This window comes from Streptomyces sp. NPDC002776 (genome assembly GCF_053592195.1).
The window spans coordinates 183,211-200,584 of record NZ_JBSFVG010000010.1; the positions used below are offsets into that span (position 1 = coordinate 183,211).

The following is a 17,374-nucleotide window of genomic DNA, read 5'->3' on the forward strand; positions in this document are numbered from 1 at the left end:
CCGCACCTCGCGGTATTACTCCGCGGCGGTGGCGGCGACGGGCGCCTCGTCCAGGATCGTGCGGCGGGGGTTGGCCGTCTGGGCCGGAAGGTCGACGGAGTGCTCCGGCCGCTCCATGGTCAGCAGGTCGCCGGCGCCCTCGAGGTGGGCCAGCGTGGTGCGCCGCGGGTTGGCTATCGTGCGGATCATCGTCGTCGTCTTCACGGTTCTACGTAACCCTTGTCGTGTGCGGTGGTCGGAGAGTTGGCAGTTTGCGCCGCCCTGTAAAGCGTCAGGCTAAACACGCGATTCCCCGGGGAAGCCGTGAAGACTCCATGATCTCCGTGTGAGTTTGCTCACGAGTTCATTCCCAAACCGGTCAAATCAGGCCCACACCCCACCCCAACGAAACGGACATTGCCCCCCTGAACCCATCATTCCGCTCCTGATCATGGCGACTGGGACACCCCCACCCCCCTGACGACTCGCTCTTGTAAGTCCGTTTTGGGGTGGATCACTTTCTACGACCGGTGACCCCCTACTCACAAGGTGTCACCTAGGTCACGGCTCGGCTCACGGCCCTTGTTGGAGATCCTGCACTGTGCTGGAATTCCACGGACCGCCGCAGGATCGAACCGGCGCGCAGGGGCGCTACGCAGCGCCGAGCGGCGGTGGAAGGGGGAGCCAGCGCCGGTCTCACGACCACCAGGGGACGTAATTCAGGACGCCCCCTACGACGCCGACACCGTCCTTCCGTTCACGCGGAGGGGCGCCTGGTCCAGAGGTTGCGACGCTAGTGCAGGGACGTTTCAAGAGGGATGGCAGTGCTTCGGCGGAGCCGGAGCTGCACGGCGGGACTGGCCCCAATGCCGGCAGTCCCTCGCCCCAGCACGCCCAGAACCCGGGCCCGGCCGGTGACGGCTCGGGGCGCCCCGGCGCACCCGGCGGACCGGCTTCCTCGGGCCCGGCCACCGCGCCGGTCAAGCCGCCGAAGAGCTCGACCAACCCCGGCCCGCGAATAGCCCTGCGCAACTGGCGTATCTCCACGCGTCTGGTGTCGCTGCTCGCCCTCCCGGTGGTCGCGGCCACCTCGCTGGGCGCCCTGCGTATCAGCGACTCCATGGACGACATGCAGCAGCTCGACAACATGAAGCTGCTGACCGACATGACCAAGCAGGCCACCGAGCTGGCCGCCGCGCTCCAGGAGGAGCGCGACCAGTCCGCCGGTCCCCTGGCGCACGGCGAGAAGGCCACCGGCTACACGGTCAAGGGCTACACCGACAAGACCGACCGGCTGCGCGAGAACTTCATCGAGTCCGCCGAGGAGGTCGACACCTCCAGCGAGGACGGCACCCTCCAGGGCGTCCACGACACCCTCGTCGGCGTGGTCCGCGACCTGCGCACCCTGAGCAGCATCCGCAAGGACGCCTACCAGGCCGAGGACAACTCCACGCAGACGGTCGAGGCCTACCACCGGCTGATCGAGCACCTGCTGGACCTCTCCCAGGACATGGCCGAGGCGACCAGCAACCCCGACATGATCCAGCGCACCCGCGCGCTCGCGGCCTTCTCCTCCGCCAAGGAGTACGCCTCCATCCAGCGCGCGGTGCTCGCCGCGGCCCTGCCGGTGAACACCAAGTCCACCGGCAACCTCTCGGACAACGACCGGCTCTACGCCCAGTCGGCGCTGGCCAGCCAGACCTCCGAACTCGCCAGCTTCAAGGCCATCTACGGTGGTGAGGACGCCGCCGAGCTGCTCAAGCCGGTCGAGGAGGGCAACTCCACGATCCAGGCCACCGACACCTACGGCGACCGCGCCATCACCAGTGGCCTGGCCACGGTGGACCGGCGCTCGTACAAGGACTGGGTGGACGACAGCTCGATCAAGATCGAGCAGATGGGCAACATCGAGCGCACGCTGCTGGAGCAGATGGAGCAGAAGGCCCGCGAGCTGCGCAACGAGTCGGAGCGCGACGCGATCATCTCCGGTGCGCTGATCCTGCTGGTGCTCGGTGTGTCGCTGGTCGGCGCCTTCGTGGTGGCCCGCTCCATGATCCGCTCGCTGCGCCGGCTGGAGGAGACCGCCACCCGGGTCGCCTCGGACCGCCTGCCCGAGCTGGTCAAGCAGCTGTCCGAGACCGACCCGCAGGACGTGGACACCTCCGTGGAGTCGGTCGGTGTGCACTCCCGGGACGAGATCGGCAAGGTGGCCGCGGCCTTCGACGACGTGCACCGCGAGGCGGTCCGCCTCGCGGCCGAGCAGGCGCTGCTGCGGGGCAACGTCAACGCGATGTTCACCAACCTCTCGCGCCGCTCCCAGGGCCTCATCCAGCGTCAGCTGTCGCTCATCTCCGAACTGGAGTCCCGCGAGGCCGACCCGGACCAGCTGTCCTCGCTGTTCAAGCTCGACCACCTCGCGACCCGCATGCGCCGTAACGGCGAGAACCTCCTCGTTCTCGCCGGTGAAGAGCCCGGCCGCCGCTGGACCCGCCCGGTCCCGCTGGTCGACGTGCTCCGCGCCGCCGCCTCCGAGGTGGAGCAGTACGAGCGCATCGAGCTGTCCTCCGTGCCCACCACCGAAGTGGCCGGCCGGGTCGTCAACGACCTCGTCCACCTGCTCGCCGAGCTGCTGGAGAACGCCACCTCGTTCTCCTCCCCGCAGACCAAGGTCAAGGTCACCGGTCACGCGCTGCCCGACGGCCGCGTACTGATCGAGATCCACGACACCGGTATCGGCCTCTCCCCCGAGGACCTCGCCGCGATCAACGAGCGGCTCGCCTCGCCGCCCACCGTGGACGTGTCGGTCTCCCGGCGCATGGGTCTGTTCGTGGTCGGCCGGCTCTCGCAGCGCCACGGCATCCGCATCCAGCTGCGCCCGTCGGACTCCGGCGGTACGACCGCGCTGGTCATGCTCCCCGTCGATGTCGCCCAGGGCGGCAAGAAGCCCGTTCCGGGCAAGCCCGGCCAGGGTGTCCCCTCCGGCGGTCCCGCCGCCGCGCAGGCCGCCGCCGGTGCGGCCGCCGCACGCCGCTCGGCCGGCCAGGGCGGCGGTGCCCTCGGCGCCGGTGCGCCCTCCGGTGGTCTGCTCGGTGCCGGTCAGGGACCGCGCGCCGCGCTGCCCGGCCGTGACTCGGGCGGCCGTCCCAACGCCCCGCGTGGACCGCAGGGCCAGGGCGCGCCCCAGGCCCCGGCCGGACCCCCGAGCCGCCAGGCTCCCCCGGCCCCCGCACACTTCGGCCAGGCTCCCGGCGTCCCGCAGGGCCTGCAGGCCCAGGGCCCCGGCGCCCCGCAGACCCAGGACGCCTTCGGTGGCGGCCGCCCCGCCTCCGCCGCCCCGCAGCAGGCCCCCAACCCGGGTGCCGAGAAGAGCGGCGGCGGCCGGCGTGGCCGTCGGCCGCAGCTGCCCGGCGGCCGTGGTGGTCCGCGGCCCGAGCTGCCGGGCGCCGGCGCCTCGCAGCCGCGTACGCCGAGCTGGAGCGACGACAACGCCCAGCCGCCGGTGCCGCGCGCCTCGCTGGACACCCCGCGCGGACATGACGAGCAGGACCCGGCGCAGACCTCCCGGATGCCGCGGATCGACGACCGGCAGGGCCCGGGCGCGACCACGCAGATGCCGGCGATCCCGCGCGGTGACGGCCGTCAGGCCCCCGCGGGACCGGCGGACTTCGGCTCCTACGAGGCCCCGCAGAACACGGGCCAGTTCCAGCGTCCCGACGCCCCGCAGGGCCAGCAGACGGGCGAGTTCGTCCGCCCGGACGTCTACGGCACGGGCGGCGGGCAGTCCACGGGGCAGTTCCCGGCCCCGCAGGGCTACGACAACGGCTCGACCGGACAGCACCAGCTGCCCGGCCGGCAGAACCCGTCCACCACGGGTCAGTACGAACGGCCTCAGCAGGGCGGGCCGGCCGACTTCGGCGCCCCGCGCCCGCCGGCCCCACAGCGTCCGCAGCAGCGGCCGAACCGTCCCGAGCCCGAGGCCCTGCCCCCGGCTGGTCCGGGCGACGGGCGTACGCCGCTGTACGACACGCTGGAGACCAACTGGTTCCGCGGCCAGCAGGGCCAGCCGGACCAGGGTCAGCCGGGACCGGGCCAGCAGCCCAACGGCGCTGCTCCCGCTCCGGCTCAGGCGCCGCAGGCTCCGGCCCCGGCTCCCCAGCGTTCCGCCAACACCGGTTCCTGGCGCAGCTCGCCGAACGACGATCTCGTACGGCAGGCAGAACGCGTCCGGCAGCCGGCCGCGGGCGGTGTCACCACCTCCGGCCTTCCGCGCCGGGTGCCCAGGGCGAACCTCGTCCCGGGCACGGCTCAGCAGCAACAGCACCAAACCGGTCCGCAGGTCTCGCGTGCGCCTGATGACGTGCGCGGGCGGCTGACCAATCTTCGTCGGGGCATCGCACAAGGTCGACAGGCCGGCAACGGCCAGACCGGAAGCTTCCCGAGCCCCACTCACCAGCAGGAGCGTTAGTTGAGCCCGATGAGCCAGGCGGCACAGAATCTGAACTGGTTGATCACCAACTTTGTGGACAACACCCCAGGGGTGTCCCACACCGTCGTCGTGTCCGCCGACGGCCTCCTGCTGGCGATGTCGGAGGGATTCCCGCGCGACCGTGCCGACCAGCTGGCGGCCGTGGCGTCCGGACTCACCTCGCTCACGGCGGGTGCCTCCCGGATCTTCGAGGGCGGCACCGTCGCGCAGACGGTCGTGGAGATGGAGAGAGGATTCCTCTTCCTGATGTCCGTCTCCGACGGCTCGTCGCTCGCCGTGCTCGCGCACCCCGAGTGCGACATCGGCCTCGTCGGCTACGAGATGGCGTTGCTGGTCGACCGTGCGGGCGCGGTGCTCACGCCCGACCTGCGTGCCGAGCTGCAAGGCAGTCTGCTCCACTGACCGATCTCGGATCCACCCGCCTCACCAAATCACCGTCAGGCCGCCACAGTCCCCCCACCGGCCCCGTCAGACGGCACGACTGACCAACTTGCTGTCCCGCCCGGAGGATTCATGACCCCGCCCAACGCCTCTCATGATCCGTACGCGGAGCCGTACGAGGATGAGGGCGACCAGCCGCTGGTACGTCCGTACGCGATGACCGGCGGCCGGACCCGGCCGCGCTACCAGTTGGCCATCGAGGCCCTGATCAGCACCACGGCCGACCCGGCAGCGCTCATGGGGCTGCTCCCGGAGCACCAGCGCATCTGCCATCTGTGCCGAGAGGTCAAGTCGGTCGCCGAAGTCTCGGCGCTGCTGTCGATGCCTCTCGGTGTGGCCCGGATCCTCGTCGCGGACCTCGCGGAGGCCGGGCTGGTCGCCATCCACCAGCCGGGTGGCGACGAGAACAACGGCGGTGCACCGGACGTGACACTGCTCGAAAGGGTGCTCAGTGGACTTCGCAAGCTCTGACGGAGGCCGGGCGACCACCTCCGCGAAGATCGTGGTGGCGGGCGGCTTCGGCGTCGGCAAGACGACGTTCGTCGGCGCCGTCTCCGAGATCAACCCGCTGCGCACGGAGGCCGTGATGACGTCCGCGAGCGCGGGCATCGACGACCTCACCCACACCGGGGACAAGACGACCACCACGGTCGCCATGGACTTCGGCCGCATCACGCTCGACCAGGACCTGATCCTGTACCTGTTCGGCACCCCCGGCCAGGACCGCTTCTGGTTCATGTGGGACGACCTGGTGCGCGGCGCGATCGGCGCCGTCGTGCTGGTCGACACCCGGCGCCTGGCCGACTGCTTCCCGGCGGTCGACTACTTCGAGAACAGCGGACTGCCCTTCGTCGTGGCCCTCAACGGCTTCGACGGGCACCAGCCGTATGCTCCCGAGGAGGTGCGCGAGGCCCTGCAGATCGGGCCCGACACCCCGATCATCACGACGGACGCCCGGCACCGCTCGGATGCCAAGAGTGCGCTGATCACGCTGGTCGAGCACGCCCTGATGGCACGCCTGCGGTAGTGGATCAAGTGATCGGTCGTGTACGGCAGTTGTCGTAGATGTCCCGGAGTCGGCTGTGGCCTTTGACACGGTCGGCTCCGGTGTTCATAACGTTTCGGCAGAGGAATCGGGTGGTACCGCCACGCGTCGCGGTCAACCGGTCTCACTGTGCTCACGTAGGCCCCGCCTTTTGGCGGGGCTCGCTCTTTATGACCGTTTTATCTGGGGCTCGTGTCACGTGAAACCAGCGCTCTCCACTGTTTGGAACTGCGCTGGTCCACGTGCTGGAATGCCTGAACTGCCCAATAGTCAATGACGTACTCCCCAGCCGAGGACGTACCGGGCTCTGAGACACTGCGGCACAACGATAGGTGCCGACCGCCGAGAGGTTGTTGGTCGAGTGAGGCGAAGCAAGAACAGTCCCGAGCCGTCGGCCCGGGGCAACTTCACCCCGCCGCCGCGCGGAGCGGCGCCCGCCCCTGTGCCCGGTTCGGAGCCGACGGCCGGCCCCGCTCCGAGCGGCGGCCGGCTCTCCCCGCGCAACTGGCGGGTGCCGACCCGGCTGAACGCGATCCTGCTCATACCCGTGCTGGTCGGCCTCGTCATGGGCGACTTCCAGGTGAAGAGCTCGATCGACACCTGGCAGGAGGCCGAGGACGCGGAGAACACCGCCGTTCTGGTGCGGGCCTCCCTCAACTACGCGGACGCGCTGTACAACGAGCGCGACATCACCGCGGCCCCCCTCCTGCTGAACCAGGACAAGGACGTCGTCACCGCGGCCCGCAAGAAGACGGACGCCGCCGCCGACGCCTTCGACGAGGCGGCCCGGAGCATGCCGTCGAAGGCCGGCCTCGAACGCCGTCTGACGCTGTTCCGCAAGGTCGAGCCCGAGCTGGCGATCCTGCGCGAGGAGGCGTACACCACCAAGCGCCCCGGCGTGGAGACCGAAGAGGGCTACGTCGACATCGCCCACCCGCTGACCGAGTTCGCCAACGAGCTCGGCCTCGGCACCGGCAACATCACCTCCTACGGCCGTACCGTCTACGCGATCGAGCTGACCAAGGGCGCCCTGTCGCTCCAGCGCTCCATCGGTATGCACATGCTGGTCGACCCCGGCCCCGGCACCGGCAGCTTCACCAGCCAGAAGGTCGCCCTGACCTCCTACGCCTACCTGGAGGGCATCGCCGTCCAGGAGTACCTCGGCGGTGGTACCGAGGCGGACGCGCAGAAGCTGGAGGACGCCAAGGCGGACATCAAGGCCAAGGGTGCGGCCATGGCCAAGGAGGCCAGGGCCGAGAACCCGGACTACGTCCCGCCGCCGGAGGACCCCACCGACATGGTGCGGCTCGTCGCGGGCCTGAAGACCACCGACCCCGCCGAGCGGCTGGCCCTCGCCGAGAAGGGCGTCACCGCCGAGAACTGGTGGGCGGTCAACACCCTCAAGTACGACGCCTACGGGCAGATCGAGTCCGACCTCGCCGACAGTGCGGTGCGCGAGGCCGCGGCGATCGCCGACGAGGCCAAGCGGGACGCCTTCATCGTGGGTGCCGCCGTCGTGATCGCCCTGCTCGCCGCGTTCATCCTGGCCGGCATGGTGGCCCGCCAGATGTCCCGCGCGATGCGCCAGCTGCGCAACGCCGCCTTCAACATCGCCGAGCAGCGGCTGCCGATGCTGGTCGACCAGCTCTCGCGCACCGACCCCGGCCGGGTCGACACCCGGGTCCAGGCCATCCCGATCACCACCACCGACGAGATCGGCGAGGTCGCCCGCGCCTTCGACCAGGTCCACCGGGAGGCGGTCCGGCTGGCCGCCGAGCAGGCCCTGCTGCGGGGCAACATCAACGCGATCTTCACCAACCTGTCCCGGCGCAACCAGTCGCTGATCGAGGGCCAGTTGACCCTGATCACCGACCTGGAGAACAACGAGGCCGACCCGGACCAGCTGGAGAACCTCTTCAAGCTGGACCACCTCGCGACCCGTATGCGCCGCAACGGCGAGAACCTCCTGGTCCTCGCCGGCGAGGAGCCCGGCCGCCGCTGGGACCAGCCGGTCCCGCTGGTCGACGTGCTGCGTGCCGCCTCCTCCGAGGTGGAGCAGTACGAGCGCATCGAGCTGTCCGGGGTCCCGGAGGCCGAGATCCACGGCCGCGCCGTGACCGACCTCGTGCACCTGCTCGCCGAGCTGCTGGAGAACGCGACGACGTTCTCCTCCCCGCAGACCAAGGTCCGCGTCACCGCGACCCGGCTACCCGACGGCCGTGTGATGGTCGAGATCCACGACAAGGGCATCGGCCTCACCGCCGAGGACTTCGCGGACATCAACCACAAGCTGGCCAACCCGCCGACCGTGGACGCCGCGATCTCCCAGCGCATGGGCCTGTTCGTGGTCGGCCGGCTGTCCGACCGGCACGGCATCCGCGTCCAGCTGCGCCCCTCCGGCGAGCAGGCCGGTACGACCTCGCTGGTCATGCTGCCCGACGCGATCACCCACGGTGGCGGCGGCGACGCGCCGATGCAGGACCAGTTCACGGTCTCGCAGATCATCCCGGAACAGAACTTCCAGGGTGAGGACTTCAACCGCCAGCCGATGCGCACGGCGGCCGAACTCGGCTTCGACGACAGCCGCTACGAGGTCCCGGACGACATCCGCGACCTGGACCCGGTCGGCCGCTCCCTGACGCGCCAGGAGCGCCGGGCGGCCCTGGAGGCCCAGTCGAACGGCGACGAGCACGGCCAGAGCGGGCCCGAGGGCGGGTACGACGAGTACACCGGCCAGCAGCAGGCCTACGACGGCACCGGCGCGAGCGGCCACGGCGGCTACCCCGAGCAGCAGTCGGCGTACGACCCGCAGACGGCGTACGAGGGGCAGCAGCCGTCGTACGAGGCGCAGTACTACGCGCCCAACGGCGGCCTGCCGCAGAACGACTCCTTCTCCTCCAACGGCGGCTACCCCGACCCCGGTTATGCGGAGCCCGCTCGGGAGGAGCCCGCGGCCGTGCAGCAGTCGGCCCCGGAGGCCTTCCCGGCCTTCGAGGAGCGGCGCTACCAGGACGACTGGCCGCAGCAGGACGATTACCGCAACAGCTACCCGGACCAGTACGCTCCGGAAACGGAACCTGTGCAGGCCGCTGACACAGATGAGCGGGACCGCGTAGGCTTCGACCGTCCGGGACCGGCCCCCTCCGCCGCCCACGAGCTGACCGACGCCGGGCTTCCGCGCCGCGGATCCCCCGCGAGCGGCTCGAACGGCGCCCGGCCCGTGAGCCAGGAGACGCCGGCCCCCGCGGAGAACCCCAAGGATGACAGCTGGCGCTCGGCGAACGACGATCGCTGGCAGCAGGCGGCGCAGCTCCGCAAGCCCAAGGCGGGCGGAGTCACCTCCTCCGGTCTGCCCCGGCGGGTGCCCAAGGCCAACCTGGTCGAGGGAGCCGCCGAGACCACCCCTCAGGGAGGTCCACAGATCTCCCGTGCTCCCGAGGACGTCCGGGGCAGGCTGAGCAACCTGCGCCGCGGGGTCCAGCGGGGTCGCAGTGCGGGAAGCGAAACGAACGGCCAGGCCACTAGGAATCAGCACAGTGGTCCTGACAGCACCTACAACCAGGAGCGTTAGTGTGAGCCCGATGAGCCAGGCGGCGCAGAACCTGAACTGGTTGATCACCAACTTCGTGGACAACACCCCCGGGGTGTCGCACACGGTGGTGGTCTCCGCCGACGGACTCCTTCTGGCGATGTCCGAAGGCTTTCCGCGTGACCGCGCCGATCAGCTCGCGGCGGTCGCCTCCGGTCTGACCTCGCTGACCGCTGGTGCCTCGCGCATCTTCGAGGGCGGCAGCGTGAACCAGACGGTTGTGGAGATGGAGCGGGGATTCCTCTTCATCATGTCCATCTCCGACGGTTCGTCGCTCGCGGTTCTTGCCCACCCGGAGGCGGACATCGGCCTCATTGGGTACGAGATGGCCCTTCTGGTGGACCGTGCCGGTACGGTCCTGACGCCGGATCTGCGTGCGGAGCTCCAAGGGAGCCTTCTCAACTAACAGACACACGGTGCGTTTTGTCGTCCCGGGGCCGTAAGGTTTCGGGACGCGGCTCCCCATTGACGGGTGCCAGGCACAGTCGGAGGAGGAGAGAAAGTGGCAACACCCCCAGACGGTTCGTCATCGGGCAACTGGTCGTACGGCCCTGCCCAGGGCCAGAACGACGGTTCCCAGAACCGGTACAACTTCCCCTCCGCGCCGAGCCAGCGGCGGCAGCAGCCGTACGGACAGCCGCAGGGCCCCCAGGGCCCGGGGCAGTCGCCGTACGACCAGCCGCAGGCGCCGCGCATCCAGCCCGAGCAGCCGCAGCGACGCGCCCCTGAGCCGACGCCCGCCGGGGCGTCGCATCACAACCCCTTGGTGCGCCCGTACGCCATGACCGGCGGCCGGACGCGCCCGCGCTACCAGCTCGCCATCGAGGCGCTGGTGCACACCACCGCGCAGCCGCACCAGATGCAGGGCCAGTTGCCCGAGCATCAGCGGATCTGCAACCTCTGCCGGGAGATCAAGTCGGTGGCCGAGGTCTCGGCCCTGCTCACGATCCCTCTCGGCGTGGCCAGGATCCTCGTCGCCGACTTGGCGGAGGCGGGCCTGGTCGCCATCCATCAGCCCGGCGGCGACGAGAACGCCGGCGGCCAGCCAGACGTGACACTGCTCGAAAGGGTGCTCAGTGGACTTCGCAAGCTCTAGCGGCGGTCCTTCCCGCTCCACCACCTCGGCGAAGATCGTGGTGGCGGGTGGCTTCGGCGTGGGCAAGACCACGTTCGTCGGGGCCGTTTCGGAGATCAACCCGCTGCGCACAGAGGCCGTCATGACGTCTGCGTCGGCGGGCATCGACGACCTCACCCACACCGGAGACAAGACGACCACGACGGTCGCCATGGACTTCGGCCGCATCACCCTGGACCAGGACCTGATCCTGTACCTCTTCGGTACGCCCGGCCAGGACCGCTTCTGGTTCATGTGGGACGACCTGGTGCGCGGCGCGATCGGCGCCGTCGTGCTGGTCGACACCCGGCGCCTGGCCGACTGCTTCCCGGCCGTCGACTACTTCGAGAACTCCGGCCTCCCCTTCGTGATCGCCCTGAACGGCTTCGACGGCAACCAGCCGTACAACCCGGACGAGGTGCGCGAGGCCCTGCAGATCGGCCCCGACACCCCGATCATCACGACGGACGCCCGGCACCGCTCGGACGCCAAGTCGACGCTGATCACCCTGGTCGAGCACGCCCTGATGGCCCGCCTGCGCTAGTCCACCCGAACCGGTTGCGGCCTCCGTGCCTCCTGTGGGAGGGATGGGGGCCGTACGTCGTTTTCAGGAACGCCATCTGACCATCGAGGAGCTGGCCCGGGTGCGGGTGCCCGGGGTGAAGTTCTCGCGGAGCGTCAAGCGGCAGTTCGAGCAGATCGCGGACGCGGTGTTCGACCGCAGGGAGCCGTTCCTGGAGCACGAGTTCAGGGGCCTGTCCACGCCCGAGGCCGTGATCGACGCGGTCTGCGACACCTTCGCGGCGGCGGAGTGCGGACGGTGCGGCCGCCGGTGGGTCTGGACGAGACCCAAAGCAGCCTCCCGCCGGCAGAGGGAACCCTCCGGCTCACAGCGTGCGTCATGCCCGACGATCCGTTGGTGCTGCTACGCCCCGGTGTGACCGTCAGCGTCTGCTGGCCGTACGGCTACGGCCCCGCCCTCCCACCCGGGAGAACGGGGCCGTGGCAGCGCAGAAGCTCAGCGCCAGCTGTGCGGGGCGCGGAAGCCCGGCTCGCGTTCCAGGCGGCGCCAGCCTGCCCGGGCGCGGCCCCGGTGGGCCGGGGCGGACGCGGGCCGGGCGGCCGCGCGGGCCAGCAGGATCGCCGTGATGGCGGCGACTTCCTCGGGCCCGGCGTGGCCCTTCTCGACGCGAATGTCAGGGAGCTTCATGGGTGTCAGTCTCCGTAAGAGAGGTTTCCGCAGCGGTACCGGTGGGTTACTGCGGGGGGTTGCCGTGCTTGCGGGACGGCAGGTCGGCGTGCTTCGACTGGAGCATCGCCAGGGAACGGATCAGGACCTCGCGGGTTTCCGCCGGGTCGATCACGTCGTCGACGAGACCGCGCTCCGCCGCGTAGTACGGGTGCATCAGCTCGGACTTGTACTCCTTGACCATGCGGGAGCGCATGGCCTCGGGGTCCTCGGCCTCCGCGATCTGACGCCGGAAGATGACGTTGGCGGCACCTTCGGCGCCCATCACGGCGATCTCGTTCGTCGGCCAGGCGTACGTCAGGTCCGCACCGATGGACTGGCTGTCCATGACGATGTACGCACCTCCGTAGGCCTTGCGCAGGATCAGCGAGATCCGGGGCACGGTCGCGTTGCAGTAGGCGTACAGCAGCTTGGCGCCGTGGCGGATGATTCCACCGTGCTCCTGGTCCACGCCGGGGAGGAAGCCGGGCACGTCCAAAAGGGTGAGGATCGGGATGTTGAAGGCATCGCACATCTGGACGAAGCGAGCCGCCTTCTCCGAGGCCTCGATGTCCAGGACGCCCGCCAGGGACTGCGGCTGGTTGGCCACGATGCCGACGACCTGGCCGTCCAGCCGGGCCAGCGCGCAGATGATGTTCCGCGCCCAGCGCTCGTGGACCTCCAGGTACTCCCCGTCGTCGACGATCTCCTCGATGACCTTGGCCATGTCGTACGGGCGGTTGCCGTCGGCCGGGACCAGGTCGAGCAGCACGTCACCGCGGCGGTCCGCGGCGTCCGTGGACTCCACGCGCGGCGGGTTCTCGCGGTTGTTCTGCGGCAGCAGCGACAGCAGGTAGCGGACCTCCGCGATGCACGTCTCCTCGTCGTCGTACGCGAAGTGGCAGACGCCGCTCGTCTCGGCGTGCACGTCCGCGCCGCCCAGGCCGTTCTGGGTGATCTCCTCGCCGGTGACCGCCTTCACCACGTCCGGGCCGGTGATGAACATCTGGGAGGTCTCGCGGACCATGAAGACGAAGTCGGTCAGGGCGGGGCTGTAGGCCGCGCCGCCCGCGCACGGGCCGAGCATCACCGAGATCTGCGGGATGACACCGGAGGCCCTGGTGTTGCGCTGGAAGATGCCGCCGTAGCCGGCGAGGGCCGAGACGCCCTCCTGGATCCGGGCGCCCGCACCGTCGTTGAGCGAGACCAGGGGCGCGCCCGCCGCGATGGCCATGTCCATGATCTTGTGGATCTTGGTGGCGTGGGCCTCGCCCAGCGCGCCGCCGAAGATGCGGAAGTCATGGGCGTAGACGAAGACCGTGCGGCCCTCCACCGTGCCCCAGCCGGTGATGACACCGTCGGTGAACGGCTTCTTGGACTCCAGGCCGAAGCCCTGGGCCCGGTGCCGGCGCAGCTGCTCGACCTCCTGGAAGGAGCCCGGGTCCAGCAGCAGCTCGATCCGCTCCCGGGCGGTCAGCTTGCCCTTGGCGTGCTGCGCCTCGGTCGCCTTCTCGCTGGGACCGGCCAGTGCCTGGGCACGGATCTCGTGCAGCTCGGCGACCCGGCCGCGCGCGTCCGTGGGCTCACCCGTCGTCTCTTCCAAAACGGTCATGTAGCGACCTTACGAAGAACGCGGGGGAATGCGGGCCGTCGACTCCGTACAGTCTCCGGCCCGTTTTCCTGGTACCCCTGAACAGAACCATGCCGGTATGCAGCCGTTCTGACTGCTCAGAGGGCGTTCGGCTTGTAGAGGTCACACAAAGCCGTCAGCTGAGAGTCACCTCACATTCATGGCTCGCACATGCCATCCCCGGAGTGACACGGAGGTGCAGTCGGCGGCCTGTAGCGAGCACCTCGACGCTGTCGTCGGCCCGGATCACCGAGCGCACCGGACGGTCCCAGACGATCTCCACCGGTGCGCCGGTGCGGGGCGGCTCGCTCACCGAGAGGGCGGCGGTACGGCCGTGGGTGCGGACCAGGACGCTCGCCCCCGAGGAGGAGGTGAGCGTACCCGCGGTGCCCGCCTGCCAGAAGTTCGCCGCGGTCAGGCCGAGCGAGGGGACGTGGACCGCCTGGCGTCCGGCGTCGTTGGCGAGGACCGACAGCCAGTCCCGGTCGGCGGCCCGGGCGGCGACCGCGCCGCGGGAGGCGCCGGGCATCAGGACGTACCGGTAGGAGGCGTCCGTGGGGTCCGTGCCGTGGTCCAGCCAGAGCGTCTGCCAGCGGCGGGTGCGCCGCTCGGCCGTACCGGCGGTGTTGATGTCGGCCCAGGCTCCCGTGCGGTCCTCGCGCAGGGTCCGCGGCTCCCCCTCGGGAACCAGCCACCCGCCGTGCCCCTGGAGATGGGCCCAGCCGTCGCCCCGTACGAAGGTCTGCTCGCCGCTCTCCCCCAGGTTCCGGTTGTCGACCACCGTCTCGACGGGGACGCCGTCGGCACAGGTGATCCCGGCGCCCAGGCAGATCACCGCGTCCGCGACGCAGAACCACGACTTGCGGGCCTGGAGGGTCGAGCCGAGCCCCTTCAGGTGCTGCCCGATCGCCGCGTACTCGCCGTCGGTCGCCCCGCCCACCCAGCGCGCGTCGGGCCGGGGCTCGCCCCACTCGCCGCCGGCCCGGTCGGGCAGCCGCCGCGTCGAGACGGTCGTCCCCGGAAGCCGGTACCAGTCGACGGTGGGCCAGTACCAGTCGGTGTACTGGTCCCCGAGCCCCGCCGCCCACCAGGACAGCATCCCGGCGCCGGTGTGCCAGCCGCGCGGGTTCTCGCCGTTGCCGCATTCGTAGTGGGCGATGCGGTCGCTGGCCATCGCGATGTTCGCGACGAAGCCGGGGCGGCGGTGGACGGCCCGGTCCATGGCGGCGAAGAGATGGTGGCCGGTGGGTTCGGGCGCGGCGGGCAGGGAGGAGGCGGCGACGGCGTGCAGCCGCGCGAGGTCGGCGACCCCGAACTGCCGTCCCGTCAGGACCGGGGCGACGGTGTCCCGCTCGATCCAGCCCTTGACACGGCCGTACCAGCGCTGCCGCTCCGCCTCGCTCGCCCCGCCCGCGAGCAGGGCGACGGCGGCGATGACGGCGTGCCCGTGGACGTGGTCGCTGCGCATGACCTGCCGGTCGTCGCCCTTGAGGCAACCGCGGCTGATGGCCCGGCCGTTGACGCTGTCCATGATCAGCCCGTCGTGGACGAGCGGGGCCCAGGCCCGCTCGACGCTGTCGAGGACGGTCTGCCGACGGGGATCGGTCACCTCCCACTCGGACCCGGCGAGCAGCGCGAAGAGCCGTCCGAGCCCGTCGAGCAGGACCTGTCCGTAGGTGCCGGAGTAGGGGACCCGGGTGTGCTGCACGAACGATCCGTCCGCGTACAGCCCGTCCCCCCGGGTGACGTACGGGAAGACCGGCGAGAGCGCGTCCCGGGCGAGGGCGATCCGTTCGGGTTCCTGGCCCAGGATCCCGCGCAGGGCGACGGAACGGCACAGGTCGACCCGGTTGGCGCCGGTGGAGGTGCCGGAGTAGTCGGTGAGCGCGGAGTCGGGGACGAAGTGGTCGACGGCGGCGCAGGCGGCGGCTCGCCGGGCCTCGCCCAGGCGGTCGTGGAGCGCGACCGTGATGTCCATCAGCAGCCTCGGGCTGCCGATCTGCCACTCCCACCAGTTGCCGTACGGGGTGGTGGAGGGGTGGTAGACGGTGGCGGACAGGTGGTCGAGCCCGCGCAGGACGTCCGCGAGCAGGCTCGGGTCACCAGTCGATCCGGTGCCGGGCTGGACGTAGGCCTGGGTCATGGTCCACAGCCGGCTGTAGCTCCGGGTGATGCCGGAGGGCGGGTCGTAGGGGGTGCCGGGCCACAGGGAGCCGGCGGTGGGCGCCATGGACGCCTGGAAGCCGCGCGCGAGCACCCCGGTGTCGGCGAGGCGGGAGGCGTACGGCTCCGCCGTGGGGTCGTAGCCGGACCCTAGGGCGAGATCGAGCCATCGGCGCCGGAGGGCGGCGTACGGATCGGTGATCCCCTGCGGGGTCGCCGCCGTGAGGGTCAGCCCGGCGGCGAGGAGAAGGACCCGGCGAGTGAAGCGCATGCCCTCCAGGGAACCACCTCGCGAAGATAGTTGAAATCCGAACGGAATAGGTCTACCGTCGTCCATGTTGGAGCTGGTTGAACATTCAACTTAACCGCGCGATCGTCACCAGCACGACCGCCACCGGCACGACCGTCCCCAAGGAGAACGTCATGAGCATCTTCGGCCGCAAGAACACCGTCGAGACCCCCGCCGCCGTCACCCCGGAGCTCGCCGCCCTGACCGGCGACTACAGCATCGACGCCGCACACTCCACGCTCGGTTTCGTGGCCCGGCACGCCATGGTCACGAACGTCAAGGGCACGTTCCTGGACTTCACCGGCTCGCTGCACCTCGACGGCTCCGACCCGGCGAGGTCCACCGCCTCCCTGGACGTGAAGATGGACAGCATCGACACCGGTTCCGCGGACCGCGACGGCCACCTCAAGAGCGCGGACTTCTTCCGCACGGACGAGTTCCCGGCCATGACCTTCCGCTCCACCAAGGCGGAGGCCCTGGGCGGCGACGACTACCGCATCACCGGTGACCTGACGATCCTCGGCACCACCCGGCCGCTCACCATCGCCCTGGAGTTCAACGGCGCCGCGAAGGACCCGTTCGGCAACGAGCGCGTCGGGTTCGAGGGCAAGGCCGAGATCCTGCGCTCCGAGTACGGCCTGACCTGGAACGCGGCCCTGGAGACGGGTGGCGTGCTGGTCTCCGACAAGATCAAGCTGAACTTCGACATCTCGGCGATCCGCAACGCGTGACCCGTCCGCCCCTCAGTCGCACCCCCTGAGCGCGCCCGCCCTCCGGCTCCCCCGACGGAAGGGCGGGCGCTCGGCTGTCCACCGCCCCTCCAGCTTCGCGATCGCCGCGGCCAGCCGGCCCGCCCGGGTCTCGGGCGTACGGGCCTGGAGCAGGCCGAGGACCACCTGATAGCGGTCGCTCCTGCCCAGCTTCTCGAAGACCTCCCGGGCCCGGGGGTTCCGCTCCAGTTCCGCCGTCAGGTCCTCCGGCACGGTCGCATTGCGCTGCGATTCGTACGCCGCCGCCCACCGCCCGTCGGCCCGGGCCGCCTCGACCTCCGCGATCCCGGCGGGCCGCATCCGCCCGGCGGCGCTCAACTCCGCGATCCGCCGCACGTTGACCATCGACCAGAGGCTGCCGGGGCGGCGCGGAGTGATCTTCTGCAGGAAGTACGACTCGTCCAGCGGCTTGCGCTGCCCGGTGATCCAGCCGTGGCACAGGGCCACGTCGTTGACGTCGGCGAAGTCCGCGGACGCGATGCCCGACCCCTTCTTGGCGACCTTGACCCACAGCCCCGGATGCGGGGCGGGGTGCTCGGCGAGCCAGGTGTCGAGGGCGTCGACGGAGGCGAAGAAGAGGGGGCCTGCGATCTCGGTCATGGGGAGACCGTAGGCGGGGAATAGGCCAGTTTCCGTCCTA

General features: G+C 70.6%; 15 protein-coding genes. 10 read left to right on the forward strand and 5 right to left on the reverse strand.

The window, feature by feature from the left end; genetic code table 11:
- Positions 1-15: 15 nt before the first annotated feature.
- On the reverse strand, positions 16-204 hold the full coding sequence (locus tag ACWD11_RS21490) for a hypothetical protein (protein WP_389414776.1): 189 nt from the start codon (positions 202-204) through the stop codon (positions 16-18).
- A gap of 571 nt (positions 205-775) precedes the next feature.
- Here ACWD11_RS21490 and ACWD11_RS21495 point away from each other — a divergent pair.
- From ACWD11_RS21495 to ACWD11_RS21535, 9 genes are all read left to right on the forward strand, one after another.
- Positions 776-4,444 carry a nitrate- and nitrite sensing domain-containing protein gene (locus ACWD11_RS21495; protein ID WP_451284783.1) on the forward strand — a complete coding sequence of 1,223 codons (3,669 nt, stop codon included), beginning with the start codon at positions 776-778 and terminating at the stop codon, positions 4,442-4,444.
- Positions 4,445-4,453: 9 nt separating this feature from the next.
- Complete coding sequence (locus ACWD11_RS21500; RefSeq protein ID WP_023546525.1) at positions 4,454-4,867, forward strand: roadblock/LC7 domain-containing protein; 414 nt, start codon at positions 4,454-4,456, stop codon at positions 4,865-4,867.
- A 111-nt stretch (positions 4,868-4,978) separates the two neighbouring features.
- Positions 4,979-5,377 (forward strand): DUF742 domain-containing protein, encoded by a 399-nt coding sequence (locus ACWD11_RS21505; RefSeq protein ID WP_015657618.1) that lies wholly within the window; start codon positions 4,979-4,981, stop codon positions 5,375-5,377.
- A complete protein-coding gene (locus ACWD11_RS21510; protein WP_015657619.1) occupies positions 5,358-5,933 on the forward strand; it encodes a GTP-binding protein in 576 nt (191 codons plus the stop codon). The genes ACWD11_RS21505 and ACWD11_RS21510 overlap by 20 nt, the downstream gene beginning before the upstream one ends.
- 379 nt (positions 5,934-6,312) lie before the next feature.
- Positions 6,313-9,522 (forward strand): sensor histidine kinase, encoded by a 3,210-nt coding sequence (locus ACWD11_RS21515; protein WP_451284785.1) that lies wholly within the window; start codon positions 6,313-6,315, stop codon positions 9,520-9,522.
- Positions 9,523-9,532: 10 nt separating this feature from the next.
- Positions 9,533-9,946: a roadblock/LC7 domain-containing protein gene (locus tag ACWD11_RS21520; RefSeq protein WP_004983065.1), complete on the forward strand. Its 414-nt coding sequence runs from the start codon at positions 9,533-9,535 to the stop codon at positions 9,944-9,946.
- 96 nt (positions 9,947-10,042) lie between these two features.
- Positions 10,043-10,636 carry a DUF742 domain-containing protein gene (locus ACWD11_RS21525; RefSeq protein ID WP_389414779.1) on the forward strand — a complete coding sequence of 198 codons (594 nt, stop codon included), beginning with the start codon at positions 10,043-10,045 and terminating at the stop codon, positions 10,634-10,636.
- Entirely contained in the window at positions 10,617-11,198 is a 582-nt protein-coding gene (locus ACWD11_RS21530; protein ID WP_389414780.1) for a GTP-binding protein, read from the forward strand. The genes ACWD11_RS21525 and ACWD11_RS21530 overlap by 20 nt, the downstream gene beginning before the upstream one ends.
- Positions 11,199-11,241: 43 nt before the next feature.
- The gene (locus ACWD11_RS21535) at positions 11,242-11,595 is read left to right on the forward strand and encodes an NACHT N-terminal Helical domain 1-containing protein (protein ID WP_389414781.1); all 354 of its coding nucleotides are present in this window, start codon (positions 11,242-11,244) and stop codon (positions 11,593-11,595) included.
- Positions 11,596-11,672: 77 nt separating this feature from the next.
- On the opposite strand, the gene ACWD11_RS21540 is transcribed toward ACWD11_RS21535, so the two are convergent.
- The 3 genes from ACWD11_RS21540 to ACWD11_RS21550 all read right to left on the reverse strand — a co-directional run bounded on the left by ACWD11_RS21540 (position 11,673) and on the right by ACWD11_RS21550 (position 15,946).
- Positions 11,673-11,864, reverse strand: a complete 192-nt coding sequence (locus ACWD11_RS21540) for an acyl-CoA carboxylase epsilon subunit (protein WP_389414782.1) — start codon at positions 11,862-11,864, stop codon at positions 11,673-11,675.
- Positions 11,865-11,910: 46 nt separating this feature from the next.
- A complete protein-coding gene (locus ACWD11_RS21545) occupies positions 11,911-13,494 on the reverse strand; it encodes an acyl-CoA carboxylase subunit beta (RefSeq protein ID WP_389414783.1) in 1,584 nt (527 codons plus the stop codon).
- A 154-nt stretch (positions 13,495-13,648) separates the two neighbouring features.
- A complete protein-coding gene (locus tag ACWD11_RS21550; protein WP_451284788.1) occupies positions 13,649-15,946 on the reverse strand; it encodes a polysaccharide lyase 8 family protein in 2,298 nt (765 codons plus the stop codon).
- 152 nt (positions 15,947-16,098) lie between these two features.
- Between ACWD11_RS21550 and ACWD11_RS21555 the strand changes: the two genes are divergently transcribed.
- The gene (locus ACWD11_RS21555) at positions 16,099-16,695 is read left to right on the forward strand and encodes a YceI family protein (RefSeq protein WP_451284883.1); all 597 of its coding nucleotides are present in this window, start codon (positions 16,099-16,101) and stop codon (positions 16,693-16,695) included.
- Positions 16,696-16,707: 12 nt separating this feature from the next.
- On the opposite strand, the gene ACWD11_RS21560 is transcribed toward ACWD11_RS21555, so the two are convergent.
- Positions 16,708-17,334, reverse strand: a complete 627-nt coding sequence (locus ACWD11_RS21560; protein WP_451284790.1) for a YdeI/OmpD-associated family protein — start codon at positions 17,332-17,334, stop codon at positions 16,708-16,710.
- Positions 17,335-17,374: the final 40 nt, after the last annotated feature.